The following is a 26,528-nucleotide window of genomic DNA, read 5'->3' as shown; positions in this document are numbered from 1 at the left end:
TCGGGTGCGCGGCGCGTCACCAGCGCGCGTCGAAGGTGCGGCGCAATTCGTCGAGCGCGGCGTCGGACAGCGGTTCCGGCTTCGGCTGCGTCATCAGCCACAGCCGCGCCGTTTCCTCGAGCTCCTCGAGCGCATACGACGCATGCGACACCGACGGCCCCCACATCACGGGGCCGAGGCGATCGAGCAGCACGCCGCGCACCTGGTCGGCCAGCGCCGCGACTTCGGCCGCGACGGCGGGGTCGCCAGGGCGGCGGTAACGGATCAGCGGGATGTGGCCGACCTTCATCACGTAGTACGGCGTGATCGGCGGCAGCACGTCGGTGTCGCGCCACACGCCCGCGAGCGTCAACGCGACGAGATGCGTCGAATGCGTGTGGACGACGCCATGCGCGTCCGCGTTGCGCGCGTAGATGCCGCGATGCAGCGCGAGCGTCTTCGACGGCTTGCCGCCCGATACGGGCCGGCCGTCGGCGCCGACCTTCGCGATGTCGTTCGGGTCGAGCCGGCCGAGGCACGCGTCGGTCGGCGTGATCAGCCAGCCGTCCGCGAGACGCGCGCTGATGTTGCCGGCGCTGCCGACCGCATGGCCGCGCGCATACAGGCTCGCGCCGACCACGCAGATCTCTTCGCGCAGTTTCGCTTCGTCGCTCATCGTGCGGCTCCGTCCAGCGCGCGCAGCGCCTTGTCGAAAAAGTCCGTCGTGCCGAAGTTGCCGGATTTCAGCGCGAGGCCGAGCGGCTGCGCGTCGATGGTGGCCGTGGCCGGCACGCCCGGGTCGATTTGCGCGCCGATCTGCAGCGACTTCACGTCGAGCGCCTGCACGACCGCGCCGGACGTCTCGCCGCCGGCGACGACGAACTTGCGCACGCCGAGTTCGCGCAGCCCGCGGGCAATCGCCGCGAGCGTGCTTTCGACGAGATGGCCGGCCGCATCGACGCCGAGCGCTTGCTGCACGGCTTTTACTTCGTCGGGCGTGGCCGTTGCATAAATCAGCACGGGGTGCGGCAGGTGCGAGCGCGCAAACGCGAGCGCCTGCTCGACGACCGGCTCGCCGCGCGAGGCCGCGAGCGGATCGATGCGGAAGGCCGGTCGCGTCGCGCGCCACGCGGCGACCTGTGCGTGGGTCGCCTTCGACGCGCTGCCGGCGAGCACGGCCGACAGGCCGTCGATGCGCGGCAGCGACGCCGCGTTGTCGCGCTCGGGCAGTTGCTCCGCGCGGCGGAAATTCGCGGGCAGGCCGAGCGCGATGCCCGAGCCGCCGGTGACGAGCGGCAGGCCCGCGCACGCTTCGCCGAGGACGTAGAGGTCGCGGTCCGACAGCGCGTCGGCGATCGCGAAACGCATCCCTTCCGCGCGCAGCTGGTCGATCCGCGCGCGCACGGCGGCCGCGCCGAGCGCGATCGTGTCGTAGCGGATCAGGCCGACCGGCGACTTCGTCTGCTGCTGCAGCACGCGTACGAGGTTCGCATCCTTCATCGGCGTGAGCGGATGATGTTCCATCCCCGATTCGTTCAGCAGCACGTCGCCGACGAACAGGTGGCCGCGATAGATCGTGCGGCCGTTCTCGGGGAACGCCGGGCACGCGATCGTGAAGCCGCCGCCGACCGCATCGAGCAGCGCGTCGGCCACCGGCCCGATGTTGCCCGCGGCGGTCGAATCGAACGTCGAGCAGTATTTGAAGAAGAACTGGCGGCACCCTTGCGCGCGCAACCATTCGTACGCGGCGAGGGATTGCGCGACGGCGTCGGCGGCGGGAATCGTGCGCGACTTCAGCGCGACGACGATCGCGTCGGCGTCGACGATCGTGTCGGCGGCCGCGCCGTCGGCGGGCACGCCGATCGTCTGTACGGTGCGCATGCCGCTCTTGACTAGCATGTTCGCGAGATCGGTCGCGCCGGTGAAATCGTCGGCGATGCAGCCGAGCAGGGGACGGGAAGCGGAAGCGGTCATGGCAGGAACGTCGGTCGAATCAGCGGGCGGGCGGCAGCGTGATGCCGGGGAAAGTCTTGATCACGGCGGAATCGTCCTCGCCGCCGTGGCCGGCGCTCGACGCGCTCATGAACATCTGGTGCGCGGTGGCCGACAGCGGCAGCGGGAATTTGCTGCGGCGCGCGGTATCGAGCACGAGGCCGAGATCCTTCACGAAGATGTCGACGGCCGACAGCGGCGTGTAGTCGCCGTTCAGGATGTGCGGCACGCGGTTCTCGAACATCCACGAATTGCCGGCGCTGTGCGTGATCACGTCGTACAGCGCGTCGGCATCGACGCCTTCGCGCAGGCCGAGCGCCATCGCTTCGGCCGCCGCCGCGATATGCACGCCGGCCAGCAATTGATTGATGATCTTCACTTTCGAGCCGATGCCGTGCGCGTCGCCGAGGCGGTACACCTTGCCGGCGATCGCCGCGAGCACGTCCTCGCAGCCTGCATACGCGGCGGCCGGGCCGGACGTCATCATCGTCATCTCGCCGGAGGCCGCGCGCGCGGCGCCGCCCGACACGGGCGCGTCGAGCATCTGCAGGCCGGCCGCCTCGATGCGCGCGCCGAGCGCGACCGCGAATTCGGGCGCGACGGTCGCGCTCGCGATCACGACGCCGCCGGGCTTCATCGCCGCGACCGCACCGTGTTCGCCGAACAGCACCGTTTCCGTCTGCGCGGCGTTGACGACGAGCGTGACGACGACGTCGCACTGCGCACCGAGTTCGGCCGGCGTCGCGCACGCGATGCCGCCTTCGGTGGCGAATGCCTGCAGCACGGTGTCGCGCACGTCGCATGCATGGACGCGCAGGCCGGCGCGCAGCAGCGAGCGTGCGACGCCGAGGCCCATCGCGCCGAGGCCGATGACTCCAACGTTTCTTGACATGGTCAACCTTGATCGATTCGGGAGAGGTTCCGGACAGCGGCGGCGGGCGCCGCCGGTTTCAGCAGATGCCGGCTTCCGCGAGGCGGCGGGCGGCGTTGTACATGTGCGTGCGCGCCGCGTTGCGGGCGGCCATCGGGTCGCGCGCGCGGATCGCGTCGGCGATCGCCGCGTGCTCGTCGCGCACCTGCCGCGAGAAATCGTCGCGCGTCGCTTCGTTGCCTCGCGTGACCTTCACGCCGGCTTCGAGGTACTGGTTCAGGAATTGCAGCGTCTTCAGGAAATACGGGTTGCCGGTGACGGCCGCGATCGTGCGGTGGAACGCGACGTCTTCCGCGACGCCGTCGCGCCCGTCGGCCACCGCTGCGTCGATCTTGCGCAGCGCGTCGTCGATGTCGGCCATGTCGTCGTCGGTGTGGTGCAGCGCGGCTTCGGCCGCGACTTCGGCCTCGATCGCGCGGCGCACCGCGAGCAGGTGCGGCAGCGAGCTCGCCTCGACGGCTTCCGCGTAGTCGATGCGCAGCGGCCGGATCGCGCCGTGCTGGTTCACGAACACGCCGCTGCCCTGGCGCGGCTCGACCACGCCTTCGTTCTTCAGCCGCGAGATCGCCTCGCGGATCACGGTGCGGCTCACGCCGAATTCCTGCGCGAGCACGGCTTCGGTCGGCAGCTTGCCGGTGGCCGAGAAACTGCCCACTTCGATCTGCTTGAGCAGTTGCTGCGCGACATGGTCGCTCATCGCGCGGGCCGGAATTTTCTCGAACATGATGCTCAGGTTTGTAAGGTGATGTGGTCATCATACAAATTTGAGTGCGCATCAGCATCCGGGATAACCCTCGTTTTACAGCGGACAACGTCGGCTAAATTGACTGAAACCGGTTCCAAAAACGGGGAAAGCGATGCGAACGCGTCGGTTCTGCAATCAATCGCTCAAGGAAGGGGGCCGGCGCCCCAGAGTCGTCAGTCCGCGATGTCCTCGACGGCGTCGACCGACGCATCGGGCGTCGCATCGACTTCGGCCACGTCGCCGCCGCGCTCGCGATACGTCGCCGGCGGCACGCCGAACTGTTTGCGGAATTCGCGCCCGAGGTGCGACGCATCGGCGAATCCGCAACTCGACGCGATATCGGCGACCGTGCGGTCCGAACTCGTCAGCAGCCAGGCGGCCGTGCGCAGTCGCACCTGTTTCGCGAAGGCCTGCGGGCTCTTGCCGGTCTCGGCCTTGAAGAGCCGCTCGAGCTGCCGCGTCGACAGGTCGAGCTTGCACGCGAGTTCCTCGAGCGGCAGCGCGCGCCCGACGTGCTGTTCCATCAGAAGAATCGCGCGCTTGACCTTCGGATGCGTCGCCGGTTCGAGGCCCGGCGGATGCGGCTGCGGCGCGTTGCCTTTCTGCATCTCGCCGACGAGCAGGATGCGCAGCGCCTTCTGCACGGTCGCGTGATCGAAATGGCGCAGCAGGATCGCGGCGGCGACGTCGATCGACGCGCGGCCGCCCGAGCACGTGATCCGGCGCCGGTCGATCACGAACAGCCGGTCGGCGATCAGCAGGTCGGGATCGGCGGACGGAAAGCGCTCGATGAAATCCCAGTAATGGAACCAGCTCACGCAGGTGCGATAGCCGTCGAGCACGCCGGCGCGCATCAGCGTGAACACGCCGGTGCAGATGCCGACGACCGTCGCGCCGCCCGTCGCCGCGCGGCGGATGAAGTCGAGCGTTTCAGGGCCGGCCTGCGGCCCCGAATGCAGCAGCCCGCCGACCACCACCACGTAGTCGAACGGCTCGGCCGCGTCGAACGTCTCCCACGGCGTGATCTGGATCCCGCAGCTCGCGCGCACCGGCGCGAGCGTCTCGCCGATCACGCTCCATGCGCAGCGCACGGGCTTGCTGTAGTCGCCGTCGTCGGCCGACAGCCGCAGCATGTCGACGAAGCCCGAGAAGGCCGTCAGCGTGAAGTTCGGCAGCAGCACGATGCCGAAGCGGAGGCGCCGCGGCGCGGGTTCTGCGAGGGGGGAAGCGGGTACGTCGGGGGTCATCGCGGCCAATCTCGTCACGCCGGGAAGGCGGTCTCACTCGTTTCACTCTGTTTGCGGGCTACGGCTGCCGGAGGGCGGCACGGATGCAGCCAGCGTCGCCGATCGGCCGCGGCCGGACTTGTGGTTTTTCGTCGCGAACCATCGCCAAAACGCACTTTCCGGGCGGCCGGCGCGGCGCTTGGCGGTGCTATCCCACGCCGATGCCGTTTTTGTTCTATCGGCCGATTTTACGCCCTGATGTACTGAGGCCCAACGACATTTCACGCATGCAACCCAAAGGAAGCCAGATGAACGTCAGCGTGTTCGACCTGTTCAAGATCGGCATCGGCCCGTCCAGTTCGCATACGGTCGGACCGATGATCGCCGCGTGCCGCTTCGCGTCGCACGTCGAGGACGCGAACCTGCTCGGCTTCGTGCGCCGCGTGCGGGTCGAGCTGTACGGCTCGCTCGGCGCGACCGGCAAGGGCCACGGCACCGACAAGGCCGTGCTGCTCGGCCTCGAGGGCCACCTGCCCGACACGATCGATCCCGACCTGATCGAGCCGCGGCTCGCCGCGATCCGCGCGGAGAAGTCGCTGACGCTGCTCGGCAAGCAGACGGTCCGCTTCGACGAGAAGGAACACATCGGCTTCTATCGCAAGCTGATGAGCGGCACCGGCATCGTGCACCCGAACGGGATGCGCTTCCAGGCATTCGACGAACACGGCCAGTTGCTCGTCGAGAAGGAGTATTACTCGGTCGGCGGCGGCTTCGTCGTGAATCGCGACGGCGATCGCGTGAACGGCGTGCGCGCGGCGGTCGACGTGCCGTATCCGTTCCGCACCGGCGACGACCTGATGCGCCAGTGCCGCGAACACGGGCTGTCGATCGCCGAGCTGATGCTGCGCAACGAATCCGCGCTGCGTCCGGCCGACGAGGTGCGCGCCGGGCTGATGGCGATCTGGCGCACGATGGCCGCGTGCGTCGAGCGCGGCTGCAAGGTCGAGGGCGACCTGCCGGGCCCGATGCGCGTGAAGCGCCGCGCGGCCGAACTGAACGGCCGCCTGCGCGCGCGTTCGGAAGAGTCGCTGCGCGACCCGCTGTCGATGCTCGACTGGGTCAACCTGTATGCGATGGCCGTGAACGAAGAGAACGCGGCCGGCGGCCGGGTCGTCACCGCGCCGACCAACGGCGCGGCCGGCGTGATCCCCGCGGTGCTGCACTACTACGTGAAGTTCGTGCCGGGCTCGAACGACGCCGGCATCGTCGAATTCCTGCTGACGGCCGCGGCGATCGGGATCATCTACAAGGAAACCGCGTCGATCTCCGGCGCGGAAGTCGGTTGCCAGGGCGAAGTGGGCGTCGCGTGCTCGATGGCCGCCGCCGCGCTCGCCGCCGTGATGGGCGGCACGCCCGCCCAGGTCGAGAACGCGGCCGAGATCGGCATGGAGCACAACCTCGGGATGACCTGCGATCCGGTGGGCGGGCTCGTGCAGATCCCGTGCATCGAGCGCAACGCGATGGGCGCGATCAAGGCGCTGAACGCGTCGCGCATGGCGCTCAAGGGCAACGGCCAGCACTACGTATCGCTCGATTCCGTGATCAAGACGATGCGCGAAACCGGCGCCGACATGAAGACGAAATACAAGGAAACGTCGCGCGGCGGCCTCGCCGTGAACGTCATCGAATGCTAACGAAGGATCCAAACATGAGCCGCTACTCGATATTCAGCCTGTTCCGCAACGGCCTCTCGTATCACGAGAACTGGGAGAAGCAGTGGAAGAGCCCGGAGCCGAAGAAGGAATACGACGTCGTGATCGTCGGCGGCGGCGGCCACGGCCTCGCGACCGCGTACTACCTCGCGAAGGAGCACGGGATCACGAACGTCGCGATCCTGGAGAAGGGCTGGATCGGCGGCGGCAACACCGCGCGCAACACGACGATCGTGCGCTCGAACTACCTGTGGGACGAATCGGCCGCGCTGTACGAGAAGGCGATGAAGCTGTGGGAAGGGCTGTCGCAGGATCTGAACTACAACGTGATGTTCAGCCAGCGCGGCGTGATGAACCTCGCGCATACGCTGCAGGACGTGCGCGACACCGAGCGCCGCGTGAACGCGAACCGGCTGAACGGCGTCGACGCCGAATTCCTGACGCCCGCGCAGATCAAGGAAATCGAGCCGACGATCAACCTGAACAGCCGCTACCCGGTGCTCGGCGCATCGATCCAGCGCCGTGCGGGCGTCGCGCGTCACGACGCGGTGGCCTGGGGCTTCGCACGCGGCGCGGACCGCGCCGGCGTCGACATCATCCAGAACTGCCAGGTGACGGGCATACGCCGCGAAGGCGGCGCGGTGGTCGGCGTCGACACGGTGAAGGGGTTCATCAAGGCGAAGAAGGTCGCGGTGGTGGCCGCCGGCAACACGACGACGCTCGCCGACATGGCCGGCATCCGCCTGCCGATCGAAAGCCATCCGTTGCAGGCGCTGGTGTCCGAGCCGATCAAGCCGGTGGTGAACTCGGTGATCATGTCCAACGCGGTGCACGCGTACATCAGCCAGTCCGACAAGGGCGACCTCGTGATCGGCGCCGGTATCGACCAGTACACGGGCTTCGGCCAGCGCGGCAGCTTCCACATCATCGAAAGCACGCTGCAGGCGATCATCGAGATGTTCCCGGTGTTCTCGCGCGTGCGGATGAACCGCCAGTGGGGCGGCATCGTCGACGTGTCGCCGGACGCGTGCCCGATCATCACCAAGACCGACGTGAAGGGCCTGTATTTCAACTGCGGCTGGGGCACCGGCGGCTTCAAGGCGACGCCCGGTTCGGGCTGGGTGTTCGCGCACACGATCGCCCGCGACGAACCGCATCCGCTGAACGCTCCGTTCGCGCTCGACCGCTTCTACACGGGCCACCTGATCGACGAGCACGGCGCCGCCGCCGTCGCGCACTAACCCCCGCACTGAAGGAGAAACAAACATGTTGCTGATCGAATGTCCGTGGTGCGGGCCGCGCGCCGAATCCGAATTCACGTGCGGCGGCGAAGCCGATATCGTGCGCCCGGTGGCGAACGAGACCATGACCGACCGCGAATGGGGCGAATACGTGTTCATGCGCGAGAACAAGCGCGGGCTGCACAAGGAGCAGTGGCTGCATACGCAAGGCTGCCGCCGCTGGTTCAAGGTGACGCGCGACACGGTCACCTACGATATCAAGGGCTACGAAAAGTTCGGCGGGGCTGCCAACGGTGCAGCTGCCGGCAACGCACACGAAGAGGGCACGAGCAAATGAGCCAGAAAGACCGCCTCGGCACCGGTGGCCGGATCAATCGCGCGATTCCGTTGACGTTCACGTTCAACGGCCGCACGTACCAGGGCTTCCAGGGCGACACGCTCGCGTCCGCGCTGCTCGCGAACGGCGTGCATTTCGTCGCGCGCAGTTTCAAGTATCACCGTCCGCGCGGGATCGTGACGGCGGATGTGGCGGAACCGAATGCCGTCGTGCAGCTCGAAACCGGCCCGTACACCGTGCCGAACGCACGCGCGACCGAGATCGAGCTGTACCAGGGGCTCGTCGCGACGAGCGTGAACGCCGAGCCGACGCTCGAGAACGACAAGTACGCGATCAACCAGAAGTTCTCGCGCTTCATGCCGGCCGGGTTCTACTACAAGACGTTCATGTGGCCGCGCAACATGTGGCCGAAGTATGAAGAGAAGATCCGCGAGGCCGCCGGCCTCGGCAAGGCGCCCGAGGTGCTCGACGCCGATCGTTACGACAAATGCTACGCGCACTGCGACGTGCTCGTGGTTGGCGGTGGCCCGTCGGGTCTCGCCGCCGCGCATGCGGCCGCGACGGCCGGCGCGCGCGTGATCCTCGTCGACGACCAGCGCGAGCTCGGCGGCAGCCTGCTGTCGTGCCGTGCCGAAATCGACGCGAAGCCGGCGCTGCAGTGGGTCGAGAAGATCGAGGCCGAGCTGCGCAAGCTGCCCGACGTGACGATCCTGTCGCGCAGCACCGCGTTCGGCTATCAGGACCACAACCTCGTGACGGTCACGCAGCGCCTGACCGATCACCTGCCGGTGTCGATGCGCAAGGGCACGCGCGAGCTGCTGTGGAAGGTCCGCGCGAAGCGCGTGATCCTCGCGACCGGCGCGCACGAGCGGCCGATCGTGTTCGGCAACAACGACCTGCCGGGCGTGATGCTGGCGGGCGCGGTGTCCACCTACGTGCATCGCTTCGGCGTGCTGCCGGGCCGTAACGTGGTCGTGTTCACGAACAACGACCGTGCATACCACAGCGCGCTCGACCTGAAGGCGTGCGGGGCGAAGGTGACGGTCGTCGATTCGCGCGCGTCGTCGAACGGCGCGCTGCCGGCCGCGGCCAAGCGGCAGGGCGTGACGGTGATGAGCGGCGCGGTCGTCACGGCCGCATCGGGCAAGTGGCGCGTATCGTCGGTCGACGTCGCGTCCTACTCGAACGGCCAGACCGGCGGCAAGCTGCAGACGCTGCCGTGCGACCTCGTCGCGATGTCCGGCGGCTTCAGCCCGGTGCTGCACCTGTTCGCGCAGTCGGGCGGCAAGGCGTGCTGGAACGACGAGAAGGCGTGCTTCCTGCCGGGCAAGCCCGTGCAGGCGGAAGCGAGCATCGGGGCGGCGGCCGGCGAATTCGGGCTGGCCCGTGCGCTGCGGCTGGCGGTCGATGCGGGCGTGGAAGCGGCGAAGGCCGCCGGCTTCACCGCCGCGCAGCGCCCGGCCGTGCCGCAGGTCGCCGAAGCCGTCGAAGGCGCACTGCAGCCGTTGTGGCTCGTCGGCAGTCGCGAGGCGGCCGCGCGCGGCCCGAAGCAGTTCGTCGACTTCCAGAACGACGTGGCGGCCGCCGACATCCTGCTCGCCGCGCGCGAAGGCTTCGAGTCGGTCGAGCACGTGAAGCGCTATACGGCGATGGGCTTCGGCACCGACCAGGGCAAGCTCGGCAACATCAACGGGATGGCGATCCTCGCGGGCGCGCTCGGCAAGACGATTCCGGAAACGGGCACGACGACGTTCCGCCCGAACTACACGCCCGTGTCGTTCGGCACGTTCGCGGGCCGCGAGACGGGCGATTTCCTCGACCCGATCCGCAAGACGGCCGTGCACGAATGGCACGTCGAGCACGGCGCGATGTTCGAGGATGTCGGCAACTGGAAGCGGCCGTGGTATTTCCCGAAGAACGGCGAGGATCTGCATGCGGCCGTGAAGCGCGAATGCCTCGCGGTGCGTAACGGCGTCGGCATTCTCGACGCGTCGACGCTCGGCAAGATCGACATCCAGGGTCCGGACGCGGTGAAGCTGCTGAACTGGATGTACACGAACCCGTGGAACAAGCTCGAAATCGGCAAATGCCGCTACGGGCTGATGCTCGACGAAAACGGGATGGTGTTCGACGACGGCGTGACCGTGCGCCTCGCCGACCAGCATTTCATGATGACGACCACCACCGGCGGCGCGGCGCGCGTGCTGACGTGGCTCGAGCGCTGGCTGCAGACCGAATGGCCGGACATGAAGGTGCGGCTCGCGTCCGTCACCGATCACTGGGCGACGTTCGCGGTGGTCGGCCCGAAGAGCCGCAAGGTCGTGCAGAAGGTGTGCCAGGACATCGACTTCGGCAACGAAGCGTTCCCGTTCATGAGCTACCGCAACGGCACCGTCGCCGGCGCGAAGGCGCGCGTGATGCGGATCAGCTTCTCGGGCGAGCTGGCCTACGAAGTGAACGTGCCGGCGAATGCGGGCCGCGCGGTGTGGGAAGCGCTGATGGCGGCGGGCGCCGAGTTCGACATCACGCCGTACGGCACCGAGACGATGCACGTGCTGCGCGCGGAGAAGGGCTACATCATCGTCGGCCAGGATACCGACGGCTCGATCACGCCGTACGACCTCGGGATGGGCGGGCTCGTCGCGAAGTCGAAGGACTTCCTCGGCAAGCGCTCGCTGACGCGCTCGGATACCGCGAAGGAAGGCCGCAAGCAGTTCGTCGGCCTGCTGACCGAGGACGAACAGTTCGTGCTGCCGGAAGGCGCGCAGATCATCGCGAAGGACACGCAGGTGTCGGCGGTCGATCCGACGCCGATGATCGGCCACGTGACGTCGAGCTACTACAGCCCGATCCTGAAGCGCTCGATCGCGCTCGCGGTGGTGAAGGGCGGCCTGAACAAGATGGGCGAGAGCGTCGTGATTCCGCTGGCCAACGGCAAGCGGATCACCGCGAAGATCTCGAGCCCGGTTTTCTACGATACAGAAGGGGTGCGTCAGCATGTGGAATGAAACGAGAAACCAGACGCAGGTGGCGGGCGCGGGCGGCGTGACGCTCGAGTCGCCGTTCGTCGGCGCGGCCGACGTGCTGAAGGCGCACCAAGCGCGCGCATCGAAGAAGTTCGCGCTGCGCGAGCGGCCGTTCCTCGATCTCGTCAACGTGCGCGGCGAGTTGAGCGACCCGGCATTCGTCGCCGCGTTCGAGCGTGTGGTCGGCTGCCGGCCGCCGGCGGAGCCGAACACGGTGGCACGCGGCGCCGAGTACGACGTGCTGTGGCTCGGCCCCGACGAATGGCTCGTGCGGTCGAACGGGCCGGTTCAGGCCGGCGTGCTCGAAGCGAAGCTGGCGGAGGCCGTGCAGGGCGCGTATGCGGCGACCGTCGACGTCGGCAGCGGCTACACGGTCGTCGAGGTCAGCGGCGAACGCGTGCGCGACGTGATCGCGCGCGGCTGCCCGCTCGATCTGCATCCGCGCGTGTTCAAGCCGGGCCAGTGCGCGCAGTCGCACTACTTCAAGTCGCCGATCACGCTGATCCCGACCGGCGACGCGTCGTTCGAGATCGTCGTGCGTCGCAGCTTCGCCGACTATTTCGTGCGCATCATGCTCGACGCCGCGGCGCCGCTCGCATCATGAAGCCGTTCGACGAACCGTTCGTGGCGATCGACGCGCCGCGCCTGCGCGGGCGCGGCTGGAGCGTGTTCGTCGACGAACTGAAGGTGCCCGCGCGAATCGGCATCCACGCGCACGAGCATGAAGCGCCGCAGCCGATCGTGATCGATGCGCGGCTCGGGTATCGCTGCGAGCCGAGCGAGCAGGGCGAGTGGATCGATTACGACGGCTATTGCGCGCGCGTCGCGTCGTTCCTGTCGCACAAGCCGCATACGCGGCTGCTGGAGACGCTCGTCGCCGATCTCGCGGTGCTGTCGTTCCGCGAATGGCCGGCGCTGGAATCGCTGACGCTGTCGATGTACAAGCCGAAGATCCGGCCCGGCACGAAACGCGTCGGCGTGTCGCTCGACTGGACGCGTGGGGATTACCTGCGGTGGACGGGGGCGGCGGGGCAGTTGTGATTGGAGAGGGCCGGATCGAGGCACGAGGGAGGTATCCGGCGAACCCGGCAGCGCGGCGGCACGGATGTGCCGCCGCACTCGTTTATAGTTCCTGAAATATGCGAACAATCGGTGGTCGTTGGCTGCCGTTCGCTTTGTTCCTGAAATCCCGGAATTATGGCCCGCACGCTACCGCGACCTATTGCAAAGCCCGACCCGCTTGCGCTCGATCTCGCTGCATTGGGAGCGCTCGTGCGCAACCGGCGCGCGCAGACCCAGATGCGGATTGACGATGCGGCCGACATGCTCGGCGTCTCCAAGGACGTACTGTCGCGCCTCGAGAACGGGCGTGCGGTGAGTCTCGACAAGCTGTTCAAGGTGCTGGACGGTTTTGGCCTGAATTTGCTCGTCGTGCCGAAACGAGACGTTCAGGTGGCGCGCAACGCAGTGCGCGATCACGCGACGGCGCGCGCCGCTACCCCGGAGTCCCGTGAGGGCGCGTGACTGCGCCGGAGATCAACGTTGAATCTTGCCGGTATCGGCCTGCCGCACTTACTTCGCGTTGCGGTTCGCGGCGGGCGCCGCTGACGGATCGCTGACCGGCACCATGTGCGCCTTCGGGTCGTTCCCGGTATTCGCGCTTTTCGCGTCGTCCTCGGGTTCGAGCACGAACCGGAACGAATCGACCCGCTGCATCACCTTCGCCGCATACGCACTGGATCCGCCGCTGTAGCTCTTCAGCCCGGCCTGCACGTTGCCGCCGGCCGCTTTCACGTAGCCCGACAGAATGCGCGAGCCGGCGTCGACGTTCGCATTCGGCTCGGTGAGATCCTTCACGTTGCGCAGCATGCCTCGGTGCGCGGACGGCACGACCTGCATCAACCCGGTCGCGCCATGCTGGCCCCGCGCCTTTTCCTGGAAGCGCGATTCGATCGAAATAATCGCGTAAACGAGTGCTGGCGGCAGCGAATATTTCGTCGCAGTCACGCTCACGATATCGGCGAGCTTCGCAGCCTTTTCTCTTGCGACGCCGAATTTCTTCGTCAGGTAGGACGTGATGCGGCGGTTTGCTTCGTTGGGCTGATCGTTGGCGTTCGCCAGCGGCGCGGACGCGACAGTCGGCGCCGATGCCAGTCCGTCGGGCGCGGAGGCGGGCAATGCGGGCGCCTGCTGCGCCGCGGCCTGTTGCGCAATGCCGAGCGAAAGCACGATCAGCCAGAAGAACCGTCGTCGCATGGTCGAGTGCGGGGAAATGGGAGGCGCATAGTATATCGGCCAATCGCGAAAGACGGTCGAGCGCCCGCTCGAATGAAAGCGATGTGTAGGCTTGTGACGTCCACGACGATCGACGCGCCGATCGTTGCACGGACACGCATCGGAGTCCGGACGAACGCTAGTTGATGATCTCGCCGATGCCGGTTTCGATGCGGCTTCTGAGTTGCCGGATGAACTCGGGATCGTAGGGTTCCCAGCTGTCGAGTTCGCCGACGATTTTCAAAGGCGAGGTACTTCGATACGATCGCGTCGGATTGCCCGGGAATTTCTTGTCCGTGACGTTCGGATCGTTTTCGAATTCCCCGGTGGGCTCGACGATGTAGACGCGCGGTCGACCCTCGCCTTTGGCCATTTCCGCAGCCAGGCCCGCGCCTTTGGGCAGGGCCGTGAAATAAACGTGGTTCATGACGACGTCGTCCCGATAATTCGATCTGAAGCCCGCCGTCAGCAAATCGCCGATGCGTAAATTCGCTTTCGTGCCATGAAAAAACGGGCCGGCGTCCAGGACAGACATGGTGGCTCCTTCGAAAAATTAAGTGACGACGCTAGGCGCGTCGCGCGCTCGCCACCCGCGCAATCGCGCCGATCGCGTCGCTGACGAGTACCGCGAGCAAACCGACGATCACGCCGCCTTGCAGCACGAACGCGGTGTTCGACGTCTGCAGGCCCGCGATGATCACGTCGCCGAGCCCGCGCGCGGCGACCGTCGAGCCGATCGTCGCGGTGCCGAGATTGATCACGACCGCGAGGCGGATGCCGTTGACGATCACCGGGAACGCGAGCGGCAGCTCGACGGACACCAGTTGCTGCCAGCCGCTCATGCCCATCCCGCGCGCGGCGTCGACGACGTCGCGCGGCACGTCCTCGAGCCCGGCGATCGTGCTTTCGAAAATCGGCAGGAGTCCGTACAGTACGAGCGCGATCAGCACGGGCTTCAATCCGAAGCCGACCGCCGGCACGGCAAGCGCGAGCACGGCGACCGGTGGGAAGGTCTGGCCGATGTCGACGACGCTGCGCGCGACCGGCAGGAAATCTGCGCCGAACCGCCGCGTGACCGCGATGCCGGCCGCGACCGCGACGATCGTGCCGATCAGGCTCGACAGCGCGACCGTGCCGAGATGCGCGAGCGTGAGATCGAGCAGGCTCGCGCGATCGTAGATCACCGGCGCGCCGTTGTCCGCGAACGGCGCGAACAGGCCGTGCAGCCACGCGGGGCGCAACAGCAGCACGAGCAGCAGCGCGAGCGCGGCCGCGCGGGCGACGTACGCGGCAAGCGAAGACCGCTTGGGCCGCACGCTGCCGCGCGTCGTCATGCGGGCTGCCTCGCGTGCGAGCGGATCGCGTCGAGCGTGATGCGGCGGGGGCCGTGCGCGGTGCCGTTGGCCGTATCGTCGACGGGCAGCGCGTCGACACCGCGCCACAACAATTCGGACACCGCATCGCGCAGCGTGCGCGTCGCCGCGATCGGCTCGCCGTCGGCGCGGCCGGCTTCGGCCACGGCGTCGATCGGCGTCAGCGCGAGCAGGCGCAGCGGACGGTCGACGCCCGCGACGAGCTGCTCGACGACACCCGCTGCCGGCTTGCCGAGAATTTCGGCGGGCGGCGCGACCTGCAGCAGCCGGCCGCCGTCCATCACCGCGATCGTGTCGCCGAGCTTCAGCGCTTCCTCGATATCGTGCGTGACGATCACGACCGTGATGCCGAGACGGCGCTGCAGCGCGAACAAGTCGTCCTGCGCCTTGTTGCGGATGATCGGATCGAGCGCGCCGAACGGTTCGTCCATCAGCAGCATCGCGGGCTCGGCCGCGAGCGCGCGCGCAACGCCGACGCGCTGCTGCTGGCCGCCCGACAGTTCGTGCGGCAGCTTGCCCGCGAATTCGGCCGGCGCGAGATGGAACAGGTCGAGCAGTTCGTTCACGCGCGCGTCGATGCGGGCGGCCGGCCAGCCGAGCAGGCGCGGCACGGTCGCGATGTTGCGCGCGACGCTCCAGTGCGGAAACAGCCCGTGCCCCTGGATCGCGTAGCCGATGCCGCGGCGCAGTTGCTCCGGCGCGACGGTCGCCGTATCGACGCCGTCGATGCGGATCGTGCCGCTGGTCGGTGCGATCAGCCGGTTGATCATGCGCAAGAGCGTCGATTTGCCGCTGCCCGATGCGCCCACGAGCGCGGTGATCGTGCCGCGCTGCATCGTCAGCGATACGTCGTCGACGGCGACCAGGTCGCCGAAGCGTTTGCCGATCCGTTCGATCTCGATCATCCTGTACGCCCCTTCGCGAGCGACGTCGCGGCTTCGAACACGACGGCGGCCGCCAGTGCGAGCGCGATCGTCGGGATCGCGCCGAGCAGCACGAGATCGGCGGCCGATTGCCCGATCCCCTGGAAGATGAACGTGCCGAATCCGCCGCCGCCGATCAGCGCGGCCACCGCGGTCAGGCCGATGTTCTGCACGAGCACGATGCGCACGCCGCTCAGGATCACCGGCAGCGCGAGCACGAGATCGACGCGCAGCAGCCGCTGCGCGCGTGTCATGCCCATCGCGCGCGCCGCTTCGGTCACGTGCGGCGGCACCTGTCCGAGCCCGACCGCGACGCTCGATGCGATCGGCAGCAGCGAGTAGAGGAACAGCGCGAGCGCGGCCGGCGCGACGCCGATGCCGCGGATGCCGAGTGCGGCCGCGAGCGGCACGTGTGCGGCGAGCAGGCCGAGCGGCGCCATCATCAGCCCGTACATCGCGATGCTGGGGATCGTCTGCACGATATTGAGCACGGGCATCGCGACGGTGCGTACCGCCGCGATGCGCGCGCACGCGATGCCGAGCGGCACGCCCGCGACGAGCGCGGCGGCGACGGAGCCGCCCGCGAGCGACACGTGACGGATCGCTTCGCGCCAGAAATCGTCGCTGCGCACCGCGTATTCGCGCATCACGGAGAGGCCGTCCCACCAGCCGCTCGCAAGCGGCACGGAAACCGCCGCTATCGCGACGGCGAGCGCGACGAGGCGCCGCCACGGGCCGAACGCGAGGCGGGCGAGCGCGTCGGCGATGAGCACCGCCCACGCGAACAGCAGCAGCCAGACGCCGGCGTCGGGCGACACGCGGGCCAGCATGTCGTCGGGCGCGACGACGTGCGTCGCGGCCGCGCCGACCGCATACGCGAGCGTCGCGAGCCCCGCGCAGCCGGCCGCGAGCCGCCACGCGGGACGGCTCGCCGTCATCGTCCACAGCGCGCCGGCGGTCCATAGCGCGGCGAGCGCGGCGCCCTGCATCGCGGGCAGCGCGGCGAACACCGATAGCCCGGTGCCGGCCGCGATCCGGTTCGGCCGCAGCACCGCGAACGACAGGCCGAACACGGCGACGATCGTCAGTACGCCGATCAGGATGCCGACCTTGTCGAGCGTGACGCGCCGCGCGGACGCCGCCGCGCGCTCCGTCATTTCACGAAACCCTTCGATTTCAGGTAGCTTTTCGCGACGCCGGCAGCCGGCTCGCCGTTGAGCTGGATGCGCGCGTTCAGCGATTGCAGCGTCTTCAGGTCGAGGCTCGCGAACACGGGCTTCAAATACTCGGCGATTTGCGGATGCGCTTTCAGTGCGGCTTCGCGGATCACCGGCGCCGGCGCATAGACGGGCTGCACGTGCTTGTCGTCGTCGAGCACCGCGAGGCCGCTCGACGCGATACCGCCGTCGGTGCCGTAGACCATCGCGGCGTTCACGCCGTCGGTCTGGTTCGCGGCGGCCTTGATCGTCGCGGCCGTGTCGCCGCCGGACAGCACGACGAGCTGCTCGGGCTTCAGTTTGAAGCCGTACGCTTTCTCGAACGACGGCAGCGCGGACGCGCTGTTTACGAATTCGGCCGATGCCGCGAGCTTCACCTTGCCGCCGCCGGCCACCCACTTGCCGAAGTCGGAGAAGGTCTTCAGGTGCTGCGACTGTGCGACGGGCGCGAGCAGCGCGACGCCCCACGTGTTGTTCGCGGGCGCCGGGGCGAGCCACACGAGATGGTTCGCCGCGTAGTCGAGTTGCTTCGCGGTGTCGTAGCCTTGGCTCGCGTTCTTCCACACCGGGTCGTCGGCCTTGTTGAAGAAGAACGCGGCGTTACCCGTGTATTCGGGGTAGATGTCGATCTCGCCGCTCGTGAGCGCCTTGCGCACGATCGGCGTCGTGCCGAGCGCGATCTTTTCGGTGACGGGAATGCCGTGGGCCTTCAGCACCTGTGAAATGAGGTTGCCGAGCAGGTTGCCTTCGGTGTCGATCTTCGACGACACCACGACGGGCGTGTCGGCGTGCGCGCCGGGCGCCGCGATGGCGGCGGCGAACGCGAGGCCCAGGATCCGGGCGGGCAGGGCGAGCTTCATCGGGGCCAATCTCCAGGACGGGGGCGTACGCCGAAAGTTACTTGACTGAGCCGGCTTTGGCAAACCGCGTGCGGCGGCGTGTCCACAGCCGGTGTGGGGATAACCCGCACCCGTCATGCGGGCTTGTTACACTGAAATTCGTTCCCCGCCTGCGGACATTTGCTGACATGAAGCCCGAGCTGCTGGTCCTCATCGCGTTGCGCGGCGACGCGCATCGCGAGATCGCCGCGTCGTTCGACGTGCGCTACGCCCCGACGCCCGACGAGCGCGAACGCGCGATCGCCGCACACGGCAGCACGATTCGCGCGGTGCTGACCAACGGCAGCACGGGGTTGACCGCCGCCGAGATCGACCGGCTGCCGCAGCTCACGTTCGTCAGCGCGCTCGGCGCGGGCTACGAGCACATCGATGTCGCGCACGCGAAGGCGCGCGGCATCGTCGTGGTCACGGGCGCCGGCACCAACGACGACTGCGTCGCCGATCACGCGTTCGCGCTGCTGCTCGCGGCGGTGCGCAACGTCGTGCAGCTCGATGCGAAAGCCCGCGCGGGCGTGTGGCGCGACGGGCTGCCGATGCCGCCGAACGTGTCGGGCAAGAAGCTCGGCATCGTCGGGCTCGGCAAGATCGGCGAGAAATGCGCGCGCCGCGCGGCTGGCTTCGACATCGAGATCGGCTATCACAACCGGTCGGAGAAGCCGGGGCCATACCGCTATTTCGACCGGATCGACGCACTCGCGCAGTGGGCCGATTTCCTGATCGTCGCGACGCCGGGCGGCGCGGGCACGCGGCACCTGATCGATCGCACCGTGCTCGACGCGCTCGGCCCCGGCGGCTTTCTCGTCAACGTGTCGCGCGGCAGCGTTGTCGATACCGCTGCTTTGGCAGACGCGCTGCGCGAACGACGCATCGCGGGGGCGGCGCTCGACGTGTACGAAGGCGAACCGGAGCCGCCGCGTGCGCTGACGGATCTCGACAGCGTCGTGCTGACGCCGCACATGGGCGGCTGGTCGCCCGAGGCGCTCGATCGTTCGGTGCGGCAGTTTCTCGACAACGCGACGCGGCATTTCGCCGGGCAACCGGTGTTGACGCCGGTGTAGGCAGCTCTCGGCGGTGCCGGCGCGAAACGAGGCCGGATCAGCTCGCGGGGCGGCCGCCTGCCAGGTCCGCAGCCGCCACTTCGTCGGTGGACGGTAGCGGCCGAATGGTCACCTCGCCCGAAATGAACCTTTTTCCTTTGAAATCCCGGCCGTGGTAGCGCGTGCTGATCGCGTGGAATTCGGCATTGCCGGACGCCAGATGCTCCAGTTCGGTCACGTATGCACGCACGTCCGCGTCCTGTCCGAGCGGGCCGGCGAGGACGCGCTCGCGCGCGGCGATCAGGTTGCGCTCGTTCTCGGCAACCAGCGTGGCGAGCTTGTTCAACGCGTCCTGCAGCGTCAGGCCTTCGCGGTACATCAGCAACCAGACGGAATTGACCGAATCCGCGATGTGAATCTCCTTGCGGAACGAGTACGGGTCGTTGACGAGCGTAATCGAATCGATCGCGGCCGTTCTCATTTCCGCCAGCGACCGGTCGGCGATCAGGTGGTCGGTCATGTCCACGTCGATCGCGTACTCGGTCATGAGGGCCGCCCATTCCCCGTAATTGTCGATGCGCCGCATCTCCAGATACGCGTCGAACGTGAGCTCGTCCATCTTCAATGCCAACGGATCCGTCTGCCTGACGATCAACGTACGAAGCGATTCCTCCAGCCGTTGCCAGACGCGGGGTTTCGACGCCAGCTGTTCCTTGACGGGCAGCAGCCCCTCATACAGCAACTGCGCGATCGGCGCGCTGTCCGGCGGGCGGACGCCGGCGATCGCGTCGAAGTAATGCTGTCGCAACGTCGAACGCCGGTGCGCCTGGTCCAGCATGTCGGGGTTGGTGATGGTGTCGTCGATCAGCGTGGTGATGCTCATCATCCGCTCCAGATCGTAGATCCTGTCGTTCCGGGTGTGCGGATAGCACAGGCCGCCGAACGACGGCATGCTTTGCGCCAGATAATGTTCGACGGCCTTCTGGCTGCCGTAGTACGCGAGGATGTACGGGCTGTCCGTGAGCGCGATCCGGCGTTCCGCCTCGTCGTGATGCGGATGCCACATGGGCTTCAACTGCAGATGGAAGTCCGGGTGGAAGATTTTTTCCCCGGGCTTCGGCAGGCCGGGGAGATCGCGAACGAAGTTGGGAATCTCTTTCATGGCGGGTTCTCGGGCTGGAGGTCGGGCGGCCTGCAAGGGCACCTTCATCGATCGCGCTTGAGCACGAAGCTGTAGATCGACACCTGGCGCTTCACGATGGCGACGGCCAGGCTCTCGCACATCACGCGCAGTTCTTCCAGCGCGCCGACGGCGCCCCCCGGGAAATGGCGCTCGATGTTCTCCTGCACGCTCAGCAGCCATCGTGTCGCGTCCATCCGGTTCGGCAGGATTCTCATGTCGTGGACGCGAAAGCCGCTTTGCTCGAACACCTGGCGCAGGTACGCCGGCGTCTTGCGATACTTGCATGCCAGCCTGTCGACCAGATCGGGCGTATCGGAGCGGTATGCCTGGAGGTCGACGTTATACAAGTTGTCCGAAATGACGATCGTTCCGTTCGCGGACAGCCGTTGCCGCAATTTGGCCATCACGATTTCGAAAAGATCGTAGGGGAAATGGGAAATCACCCCGCGCATGATCGCAAGATCGTAGAGGTGCTCGACATCCGGCAGCAAATCGATATCCAGCGCATTACACCGGAACAGGTTGATCCTGTCGGACAAGGCGCGCGCGGCATTGACTTCGGCGCAGTATGCGAGCTGGCGTTCGCTGATGTTGATGCCGTCCAGGCGACGACAGTCGGGAAACCGTTCGGACAGATCCCGCAGCACCGTTCCCCAGCCGCACCCGATGTCGAGTACCCGGTCGATGCGCGGGCGGCCGGGCGAGTCCAGGCCGGCGAGCTTCAATTGCAGCTCGAAATACCTGAGGCCGGATTCGTCGAGGTCGATCGGTTCCGGCGATCGGGCAGGGTCGTAGATACCGAACTGGAACCACAGGCGCTCGCCGATCGCGCTGCTCCAGCTTTCCGGGTCGTCCTGGTAGGCCAATGCGACCCGCGCCTCATAGTCGTTTCGTTCCCGGCCTCGTATCGACGCGAATGGCTTGCCCGCGCGGCCACTCAATGGCGATCCCGATCCGACGGCGGTTTCCGTGCTGATAGTGTTCATTGCCATTCTCCGAGGCTGGCGCGACGTCATGCACGTGGTGGCCGGACTACGGTGTCCGGCCAGTCCGGTTGCGGCTGAATTGCGATTGCGTGATTGAAACTGGCGCATTCCTTTCTTCGATCGATACGGAGAATCAGTGACACCCCATTCAAAAAAGAACAAATGATCGCCATGGGCCGCGACGCCAGCAATCGCGGTCTAGCTGGAAACGGGAGACGGTATGCAGGTGAAGGGAATCCCCGGGGGCGACCGGTTACGAATGTCCGGATTATCGATTTTCAAATCTAGTCGATCGGATTTCGATGTCAAGCGACGGAATTCGTTTCGTTTTTTGATTTAAAGCGTCGCTTGGTTCATGAAACGCGGAATGATTATTCCGGCGGGTCTTTTTTCGCGAAAAACAGAAAATCGGACCGGACGAACAACATGATCCGGGATGCCGGCGTACCGGCATCCCGGATCGCTTCAAGGCGGTGCCGCCGCCGCCGCGGCTCAGGAAGCCGCGAGCGGCACTGTCACCGACGTGCCGGCCGGATCGAGCGTCAAACCCGTGCCGGGCGTCGGCCGCAGCGTCGCCTCGTAGTCGCTGGAGAGGACGACGAGTCCCAGCCGGTGGCCGGCTTCCAGCTTGTAGTCGCGCGGCATGAAGGTCAGCTTCAGGTCGTACGGCATGCCGGGCAGCACGGGTTGCGACACCCACTCGGACAACCGGTTGCGCGGGTCGGTCCACGCACGCGTGACGATCGTCGCCGTGCCGTCCGGTGCGCGGTCGACCAGCAGTGCCGTCACGTTCGCGACATCCGTGAAGGTCAGCCTGACGCGCGCGGTCGCGGCGCCGGAGAGGCGCGCCGCGGCCGTCAGCGGGGCCGTCTCGAAGCGGCTGCGGTTTTCGCCCGTCGGCGTGTTCGCCAGCGTGAGCGCGGGAATGCGCGCATCGTCGGTGAAGCGTGCGAGCGGGCCGCCGCTCGGCAGCCGCAGCAGCGTGCCGGTGGTTGCGCCGTCGCCGCCCGCGAAGTACGTGACCGGCGTGGCGTGCCGCGCGGCCCAGTCGGCTTCCTTCAGCAGCGTGCCGTCCGCTTGCGCGATCACCGCGCGCGGATCGCGTTCGACGCCGTTGTCATAGCCGATCAGGTAGCGCGTGAACCACCGGTTCACCTCCGCGGTCCAGGCGTCGGCCATCGCCGGCACACGGGTCGGATCGGTGTGTTTCAGGCGATGCAGCCACAGCTGGGTCGGCACGCCCTGGCGTCGCATCGCCAGATACCACGACGTCGACTGGTCGACGCGCACGTTGTCGTCGGTGAGCCCCTGCGCGACGAGCGCCGGTGCGACCGCGAACGCGGTCGGAATGTCGCGCGCGGCCCAGAACGGCGAATAGTCGCCGGTCTTGCGGTCTTCCTGCTGCAGCGCTTCGTCGATCAGGTGCGTGCAGCGCTCCGGATGCGCGTTCGTCAGCAGCGCCTTGATGTACACGTCGACATCCTCGCCCTGGTAGCCTTCCGGCGCGCGCACGAGCCCGCCCGAGCGGTAGTAGCCGTACATGTTCGACAGCCCGGCGATCGGCACGATCGCGTCGAGCCCGCGCGTGCGCAGGCTCGCGACCATCTTCGGCAGCGTGCCGTCGTACGACACGCCGTACATGCCGACGTGGCCGGTCGACCAGTTCGCGACGACCGTCTTGCCGTTCGCGTCCTTCGCGGTCGCGTCGCGGCCGAGCCAGCGGATCACCGACGCCATCGCGACCGATTCGTCGCGCGTCAGGATCGTCGGGCAGCCGTCCGAGCCGGCGGTGCCGAGCGAATCCGCATAGACGATCGTGAAGCCGCGCGGCACGAAGTAGCTTTCGATCCACGAGCGGCCGGCGGCGGCCGCCTCGACCTGCTGCAGCATCCGCGATTGCGGCGCGGCGGCCAGGATGCGGGTGGACGCCGAGGCTGCGGCGCCGGCCGCCGCGGCCGGATGCGGCGTGCCGTCGAGTTCGACGTCGACGTCGTGGTCGGGGCTGTCGGCGAGCCCCGCGTAATACGGGCTCGCAAGCACGATGACGGGCGTGCGCGCGCCGTTCGCGGTCTCGGACGGCCGCACGATGCGCACGTGGATGCGGTCGCGCGTGCCGTCGCCATCGGAGTCGACCGGCGTGTCGACCCACGCGTGCTCCTCGATCGTGCCGCCCGACAGCGACGGCTGCACCTGGCCGTTGCTGATCACCGGCTTGTAGCGTCCGTTGCTCGCGGGATTCGCGTAGGGAACGCCGGACGGCGAAAAATGCGACGCGAGCGATTGCGTATCGGCCGTATCGGCCGCGGCGGCGGCCCCCTCCCGTTGGCCCTGCGCGAGCGCTGACACGCCCGCCACGCTGCCGTCGTCGCCGCCGCACGCGGCGAGCGTCGCGGCCGCCACGAGCGCGGGCAACCATGCGCGCCGCACTCCGGTTCGATGAATGTTCATTGAATCGACCTCGTCTCTTGTGTTTGTCTGGAACCGGCCGGCTCGCGATACGCCCCCTGCGGCCTGGCCGGGTGCTGCGTCGGATGAAGCGGAACTGCACCATCGAACAACGACGGGCGAGACGTACGGGACGCTCGCCCGGTGCCCGCGCGCGTCAGGCGACGCGCAGCCGGCCGGCGTCGAGGCGAGCGCATCGCCCCGAACGGAAATCGTCAGTGCGGCGGTTCGCTGCGAACGCCGTGAATACAGGAGTGCGAATCGAATGCGGGCATGCCCGGGCTTCCTTCAGGTTTCGGATGAAACGGAACGGCACGATGCAATGAGGCGGGAATGTTGCGAACGACGGTGCTGCAACGGCAGGAAAGCGCGACGCGGGCCGCGCACGCTGGCCGGATTGCTTTCCGGAAGCTTGCACAAAAGTTATCGCAGTGAAATGTCCGTGTCAAACTTTTTTAGTTCATGTCAAACAAAGTTTCGGTCCGCGCTCGGGAGGCGGCCTCAACTTCCGCGAAATCCCTCCGTAAACAGTGAAAAACTTGCTGAAAAACGAGAGAGAGGGCAATGACGATTCCGGTCACGGCGGCGGGCGGCCTGACGCTCGCGCAAATGGCGCAGGCGGCGCCCGATGGGCGCCGGACAACGGACACGACCGCGTCCGGCGCGTCGCAAGACGAGCCGATGAGCATCCGCGCGATCGACCCGGAGGCGATGCAGGCGGCGATGACGAAACAGTTGTCGATGGTGGGCGACCTGTCGATGAAGCTGCGCGGCGTGACCGACGCGCTCGCGACGAGCCTGCAGGACATCGTCGCGAAGCGCCCCGATCTGGCCGATGCGCAGTTCGACTTCACGACCGACGACGGCCGGATCAAGGTCGTGTCGGAGACGCTGACGGACAGCGACCGCGCGTGGGTCGAATCGACGCTGAACGCGAACGCCGGCCTCGTGCTCGCGACGCGCGATTTTCACGAGCAGGCCGTCGACCTCGCCGCGCAAGGCGCGGCCGTGCGCGGCGACACGTTCACGGACACCGATCGCGCGGCGGCGAGCCGGGGCGCCGATGCGCGCTTTCACTTCATGAGCCTGCTCAACCGGTCGGTCGCGGACAACCCGCCGCCCGTGCCGCCCGGCGGACACTTCACCACGCAGGACGGCGCGCTGCTGAAGATCGCGCCCTCGGCCGGCAGCGCGCGCGGCACGCTGGCGCTGCTGAACACCGCGCGCCAGTTGTCGTCGGGCACGGCGATTTTCATCGACGCGTCCGGCAACGTGTCCTACGGCATGCGCACGGAGCTCGTCAACGTCGGCTTCGACGTGCTCGCCGACTACGCACCGGACGGCGGCAACAGCGTCGGCTTCCACGAGATCGCGTAATGCCGCGCCGCTCGCGCCTACTCGTCGCGCAGCGCCTCGGCCGGCCGCACCCGCGCGGCGCGCCAGCTCGGGTACAGGGTCGCGACGCACGACATCAGGAACGCGGCCGACGCGATCTCGATCACGTCGATCGCCGACAGCTTCGACGGCAGCGCGCTGAGGAAATACACGGACGGCGTCAGGAAGCGGATGCCGAGCCATTGCTCGATCGCCGGCAGCACCACCGGGATGCTCACCGCGATCGCACAGCCGAGCGCGACGCCCGCCAGCGTGCCGGCGAGGCCGATCGTCATCCCCTGGATCGCGAAGATCTTCATGATCGAGCGGGGCGGCGCGCCGAGCGTGCGCAGGATCGCGATGTCGCCCTGCTTCTGCGTGACCGTCATCACGAGCGACGACACGAGGTTGAACGCGGCGACCGCGACGATCAGCATCAGGATCAGCGACAGCATCCGTTTCTGCAGCCGCTCGGCTTCGAACCACGTGCGGTTCTGCCGTGTCCAGTCGCGGATGTACAGGTTGCCCGACAGCGTGCGCGACAGCGCGAGCGCGATCTCCGGCGCGCGCTGCAGATCGTCGACGCGCAGCCGGATGCCGGTCGGCGCGCTCACGTTGGCCAGTTGCTGCGCGTCGCGGATGTGGATGTACGCGAGCGCGCTGTCGTACTGGTAGTGGCCCGATTCGAACGTGCCGACCACGTTGAACTGGCAGAACCGCGGCAGCGCGTCGCCCGGGCGCGCGGTGTTGCCCGGTGCGAAGAACGTGACGCGGTCGCCGATCTTCGCGTGCAGCGCGTCGGCGAGCGCGGCGCCGAGCACGATGCCCATCTCGCCCGGCACGAGCGCGTCGAGGCGCCCCGTCTTCAGCTTGCGCGCGATCTCGGACACGCGCGGCTCGAGCACGGGATCGATGCCGCGCAGCGCGACGCCCGTCACGTTGCCCGCGTTCGTCAGCAGCGCCTGCGCGTCGACATAGGGCGCGACGGCACGCACCGCGCCGTTCTGCAACGATTCGTGCGCGGTCAGCCGCCAGTCGGGCATCGAGCCGGACGGCGAGAAGATTTCCACGTGCGCGAGCACCGCCAGCATCCGGTCGCGCACCTCGGTGCGAAAGCCGTTCATCACCGACAGCACGACGATCAGCGCGGCCACGCCAAGCGCGATGCCGGCCATCGCGGCGCCGGCGATGAACGACACGAAGCCGTCGCCGGCCGAGCGCCGGCCGCCGCGCGCGTAGCGCAGCCCGATCTGCCATTCGAACGGGAGTTTCAAACGGTTTCCTTTCATTTCGATTCGATCCTGCCGAGCCGCGCATTCTAGCGAACGCGGCGCGAGCGCGTGCAGAGGGCGGATGGCGGTCGGAAACCCGTGAATATCCGTCCGACCGGGCGGGCGTCGGCGTGGCGCGCCGGCTCGCCGATATTTCCATCGTTTCGGTTCTGGTCGGTAATGGCGCCCAGCATCCGGTCGGCCGTCGAACGTGCCCGTGTACTGGAAGATCGGCACGTCGTGGTCGTTCCGCGATGCATGGACGGCCGACGTGCTCGGCCCGTACGTACTGGCAGCCGCGCACGGCCGTCAGTTATACGGTGCGGGGCGTCGACGATCACGGGCGTAGCGACCAGC

At 67.7% G+C, this 26,528-nt stretch carries 24 protein-coding genes; 9 read left to right on the top strand and 15 right to left on the bottom strand.

The features are described 5' to 3' along the window. Positions 1-16: 16 nt before the first annotated feature. The 5 genes from otnC to WS95_RS09260 form a co-directional block, all read right to left on the bottom strand. Positions 17-655 carry a 3-oxo-tetronate 4-phosphate decarboxylase gene (otnC, locus tag WS95_RS09280; protein WP_059781143.1) on the bottom strand — a complete coding sequence of 213 codons (639 nt, stop codon included), beginning with the start codon at positions 653-655 and terminating at the stop codon, positions 17-19. Next, the gene (gene otnK, locus WS95_RS09275) at positions 652-1,953 is read right to left on the bottom strand and encodes a 3-oxo-tetronate kinase (protein WP_059823418.1); all 1,302 of its coding nucleotides are present in this window, start codon (positions 1,951-1,953) and stop codon (positions 652-654) included. The genes otnC and otnK overlap by 4 nt, the downstream gene beginning before the upstream one ends. A 19-nt stretch (positions 1,954-1,972) precedes the next feature. After that, positions 1,973-2,863: an L-threonate dehydrogenase gene (gene ltnD / locus WS95_RS09270; protein ID WP_059823416.1), complete on the bottom strand. Its 891-nt coding sequence runs from the start codon at positions 2,861-2,863 to the stop codon at positions 1,973-1,975. Positions 2,864-2,921: 58 nt separating this feature from the next. Next, a complete protein-coding gene (locus tag WS95_RS09265) occupies positions 2,922-3,626 on the bottom strand; it encodes a FadR/GntR family transcriptional regulator (protein WP_059823414.1) in 705 nt (234 codons plus the stop codon). Positions 3,627-3,820: 194 nt separating this feature from the next. Further along, a complete protein-coding gene (locus WS95_RS09260) occupies positions 3,821-4,894 on the bottom strand; it encodes a GlxA family transcriptional regulator (protein WP_059823412.1) in 1,074 nt (357 codons plus the stop codon). 287 nt (positions 4,895-5,181) lie between these two features. Here WS95_RS09260 and WS95_RS09255 point away from each other — a divergent pair, with 287 nt between their 5' ends. From WS95_RS09255 to WS95_RS09225, 7 genes are all read left to right on the top strand, one after another. Further along, a complete protein-coding gene (locus tag WS95_RS09255; protein WP_059823410.1) occupies positions 5,182-6,567 on the top strand; it encodes an L-serine ammonia-lyase in 1,386 nt (461 codons plus the stop codon). Between the two features lie 14 nt (positions 6,568-6,581). Further along, positions 6,582-7,826 carry a sarcosine oxidase subunit beta family protein gene (locus tag WS95_RS09250; protein ID WP_034204196.1) on the top strand — a complete coding sequence of 415 codons (1,245 nt, stop codon included), beginning with the start codon at positions 6,582-6,584 and terminating at the stop codon, positions 7,824-7,826. Between the two features lie 25 nt (positions 7,827-7,851). Continuing rightward, entirely contained in the window at positions 7,852-8,163 is a 312-nt protein-coding gene (locus tag WS95_RS09245) for a sarcosine oxidase subunit delta (RefSeq protein WP_034204197.1), read from the top strand. Next, on the top strand, positions 8,160-11,171 hold the full coding sequence (locus tag WS95_RS09240; RefSeq protein ID WP_059823408.1) for a sarcosine oxidase subunit alpha family protein: 3,012 nt from the start codon (positions 8,160-8,162) through the stop codon (positions 11,169-11,171). Before WS95_RS09245 ends, WS95_RS09240 begins: the two co-directional genes overlap by 4 nt. Further along, the gene (locus WS95_RS09235; RefSeq protein ID WP_059823406.1) at positions 11,161-11,793 is read left to right on the top strand and encodes a sarcosine oxidase subunit gamma; all 633 of its coding nucleotides are present in this window, start codon (positions 11,161-11,163) and stop codon (positions 11,791-11,793) included. Before WS95_RS09240 ends, WS95_RS09235 begins: the two co-directional genes overlap by 11 nt. Then, positions 11,790-12,230, top strand: a complete 441-nt coding sequence (locus tag WS95_RS09230; RefSeq protein ID WP_006749884.1) for a dihydroneopterin aldolase — start codon at positions 11,790-11,792, stop codon at positions 12,228-12,230. The genes WS95_RS09235 and WS95_RS09230 overlap by 4 nt, the downstream gene beginning before the upstream one ends. Before the next feature lie 156 nt (positions 12,231-12,386). Continuing rightward, positions 12,387-12,713, top strand: coding sequence for a helix-turn-helix domain-containing protein (locus tag WS95_RS09225; RefSeq protein ID WP_059823404.1), 327 nt, complete (start codon positions 12,387-12,389; stop codon positions 12,711-12,713). Positions 12,714-12,761: 48 nt separating this feature from the next. On the opposite strand, the gene WS95_RS09220 is transcribed toward WS95_RS09225, so the two are convergent. The 6 genes from WS95_RS09220 to osmF form a co-directional block, all read right to left on the bottom strand. Next, the gene (locus tag WS95_RS09220) at positions 12,762-13,445 is read right to left on the bottom strand and encodes a lytic transglycosylase domain-containing protein (RefSeq protein ID WP_059823402.1); all 684 of its coding nucleotides are present in this window, start codon (positions 13,443-13,445) and stop codon (positions 12,762-12,764) included. Between the two features lie 157 nt (positions 13,446-13,602). Beyond that, positions 13,603-13,998 carry an NAD(+)--rifampin ADP-ribosyltransferase gene (gene arr / locus WS95_RS09215; protein ID WP_034204202.1) on the bottom strand — a complete coding sequence of 132 codons (396 nt, stop codon included), beginning with the start codon at positions 13,996-13,998 and terminating at the stop codon, positions 13,603-13,605. Positions 13,999-14,029: 31 nt separating this feature from the next. Then, positions 14,030-14,797, bottom strand: coding sequence for an ABC transporter permease (locus WS95_RS09210; protein ID WP_034204203.1), 768 nt, complete (start codon positions 14,795-14,797; stop codon positions 14,030-14,032). Further along, positions 14,794-15,741: an ABC transporter ATP-binding protein gene (locus WS95_RS09205; protein WP_059823401.1), complete on the bottom strand. Its 948-nt coding sequence runs from the start codon at positions 15,739-15,741 to the stop codon at positions 14,794-14,796. The genes WS95_RS09210 and WS95_RS09205 overlap by 4 nt, the downstream gene beginning before the upstream one ends. Then, complete coding sequence (locus WS95_RS09200; protein WP_059823399.1) at positions 15,738-16,916, bottom strand: ABC transporter permease; 1,179 nt, start codon at positions 16,914-16,916, stop codon at positions 15,738-15,740. Before WS95_RS09200 ends, WS95_RS09205 begins: the two co-directional genes overlap by 4 nt. Beyond that, complete coding sequence (gene osmF, locus WS95_RS09195) at positions 16,913-17,836, bottom strand: glycine betaine ABC transporter substrate-binding protein OsmF (RefSeq protein WP_034204206.1); 924 nt, start codon at positions 17,834-17,836, stop codon at positions 16,913-16,915. Before osmF ends, WS95_RS09200 begins: the two co-directional genes overlap by 4 nt. A 167-nt stretch (positions 17,837-18,003) precedes the next feature. Between osmF and WS95_RS09190 the strand changes: the two genes are divergently transcribed. Further along, positions 18,004-18,933: a 2-hydroxyacid dehydrogenase gene (locus WS95_RS09190; RefSeq protein WP_059823398.1), complete on the top strand. Its 930-nt coding sequence runs from the start codon at positions 18,004-18,006 to the stop codon at positions 18,931-18,933. Positions 18,934-18,970: 37 nt separating this feature from the next. Here the strand turns inward: WS95_RS09190 and WS95_RS09185 are convergent, their stop codons facing one another. The 3 genes from WS95_RS09185 to WS95_RS09175 form a co-directional block, all read right to left on the bottom strand. Next, positions 18,971-20,122: a terpene synthase family protein gene (locus tag WS95_RS09185; protein WP_156444460.1), complete on the bottom strand. Its 1,152-nt coding sequence runs from the start codon at positions 20,120-20,122 to the stop codon at positions 18,971-18,973. Further along, on the bottom strand, positions 20,119-21,081 hold the full coding sequence (locus tag WS95_RS09180; RefSeq protein WP_059823394.1) for an SAM-dependent methyltransferase: 963 nt from the start codon (positions 21,079-21,081) through the stop codon (positions 20,119-20,121). Before WS95_RS09180 ends, WS95_RS09185 begins: the two co-directional genes overlap by 4 nt. Before the next feature lie 492 nt (positions 21,082-21,573). After that, positions 21,574-23,529 (bottom strand): Xaa-Pro dipeptidyl-peptidase, encoded by a 1,956-nt coding sequence (locus WS95_RS09175; protein ID WP_034204209.1) that lies wholly within the window; start codon positions 23,527-23,529, stop codon positions 21,574-21,576. Between the two features lie 561 nt (positions 23,530-24,090). Between WS95_RS09175 and WS95_RS09170 the strand changes: the two genes are divergently transcribed. Next, a complete protein-coding gene (locus WS95_RS09170; RefSeq protein ID WP_059823392.1) occupies positions 24,091-24,903 on the top strand; it encodes a hypothetical protein in 813 nt (270 codons plus the stop codon). A 17-nt stretch (positions 24,904-24,920) separates the two neighbouring features. Here WS95_RS09170 and WS95_RS09165 read toward each other — a convergent pair whose 3' ends face one another. Continuing rightward, positions 24,921-26,189: a lipoprotein-releasing ABC transporter permease subunit gene (locus WS95_RS09165; RefSeq protein WP_082746875.1), complete on the bottom strand. Its 1,269-nt coding sequence runs from the start codon at positions 26,187-26,189 to the stop codon at positions 24,921-24,923. Positions 26,190-26,528 lie beyond the last annotated feature (339 nt).

It is taken from the genome of Burkholderia sp. MSMB1826, from assembly GCF_001526325.1.
Classification (GTDB): domain Bacteria; phylum Pseudomonadota; class Gammaproteobacteria; order Burkholderiales; family Burkholderiaceae; genus Burkholderia.
Note: the sequence above shows the minus strand (reverse complement) of the source record. Positions and strands in the feature narration are given on the sequence as shown.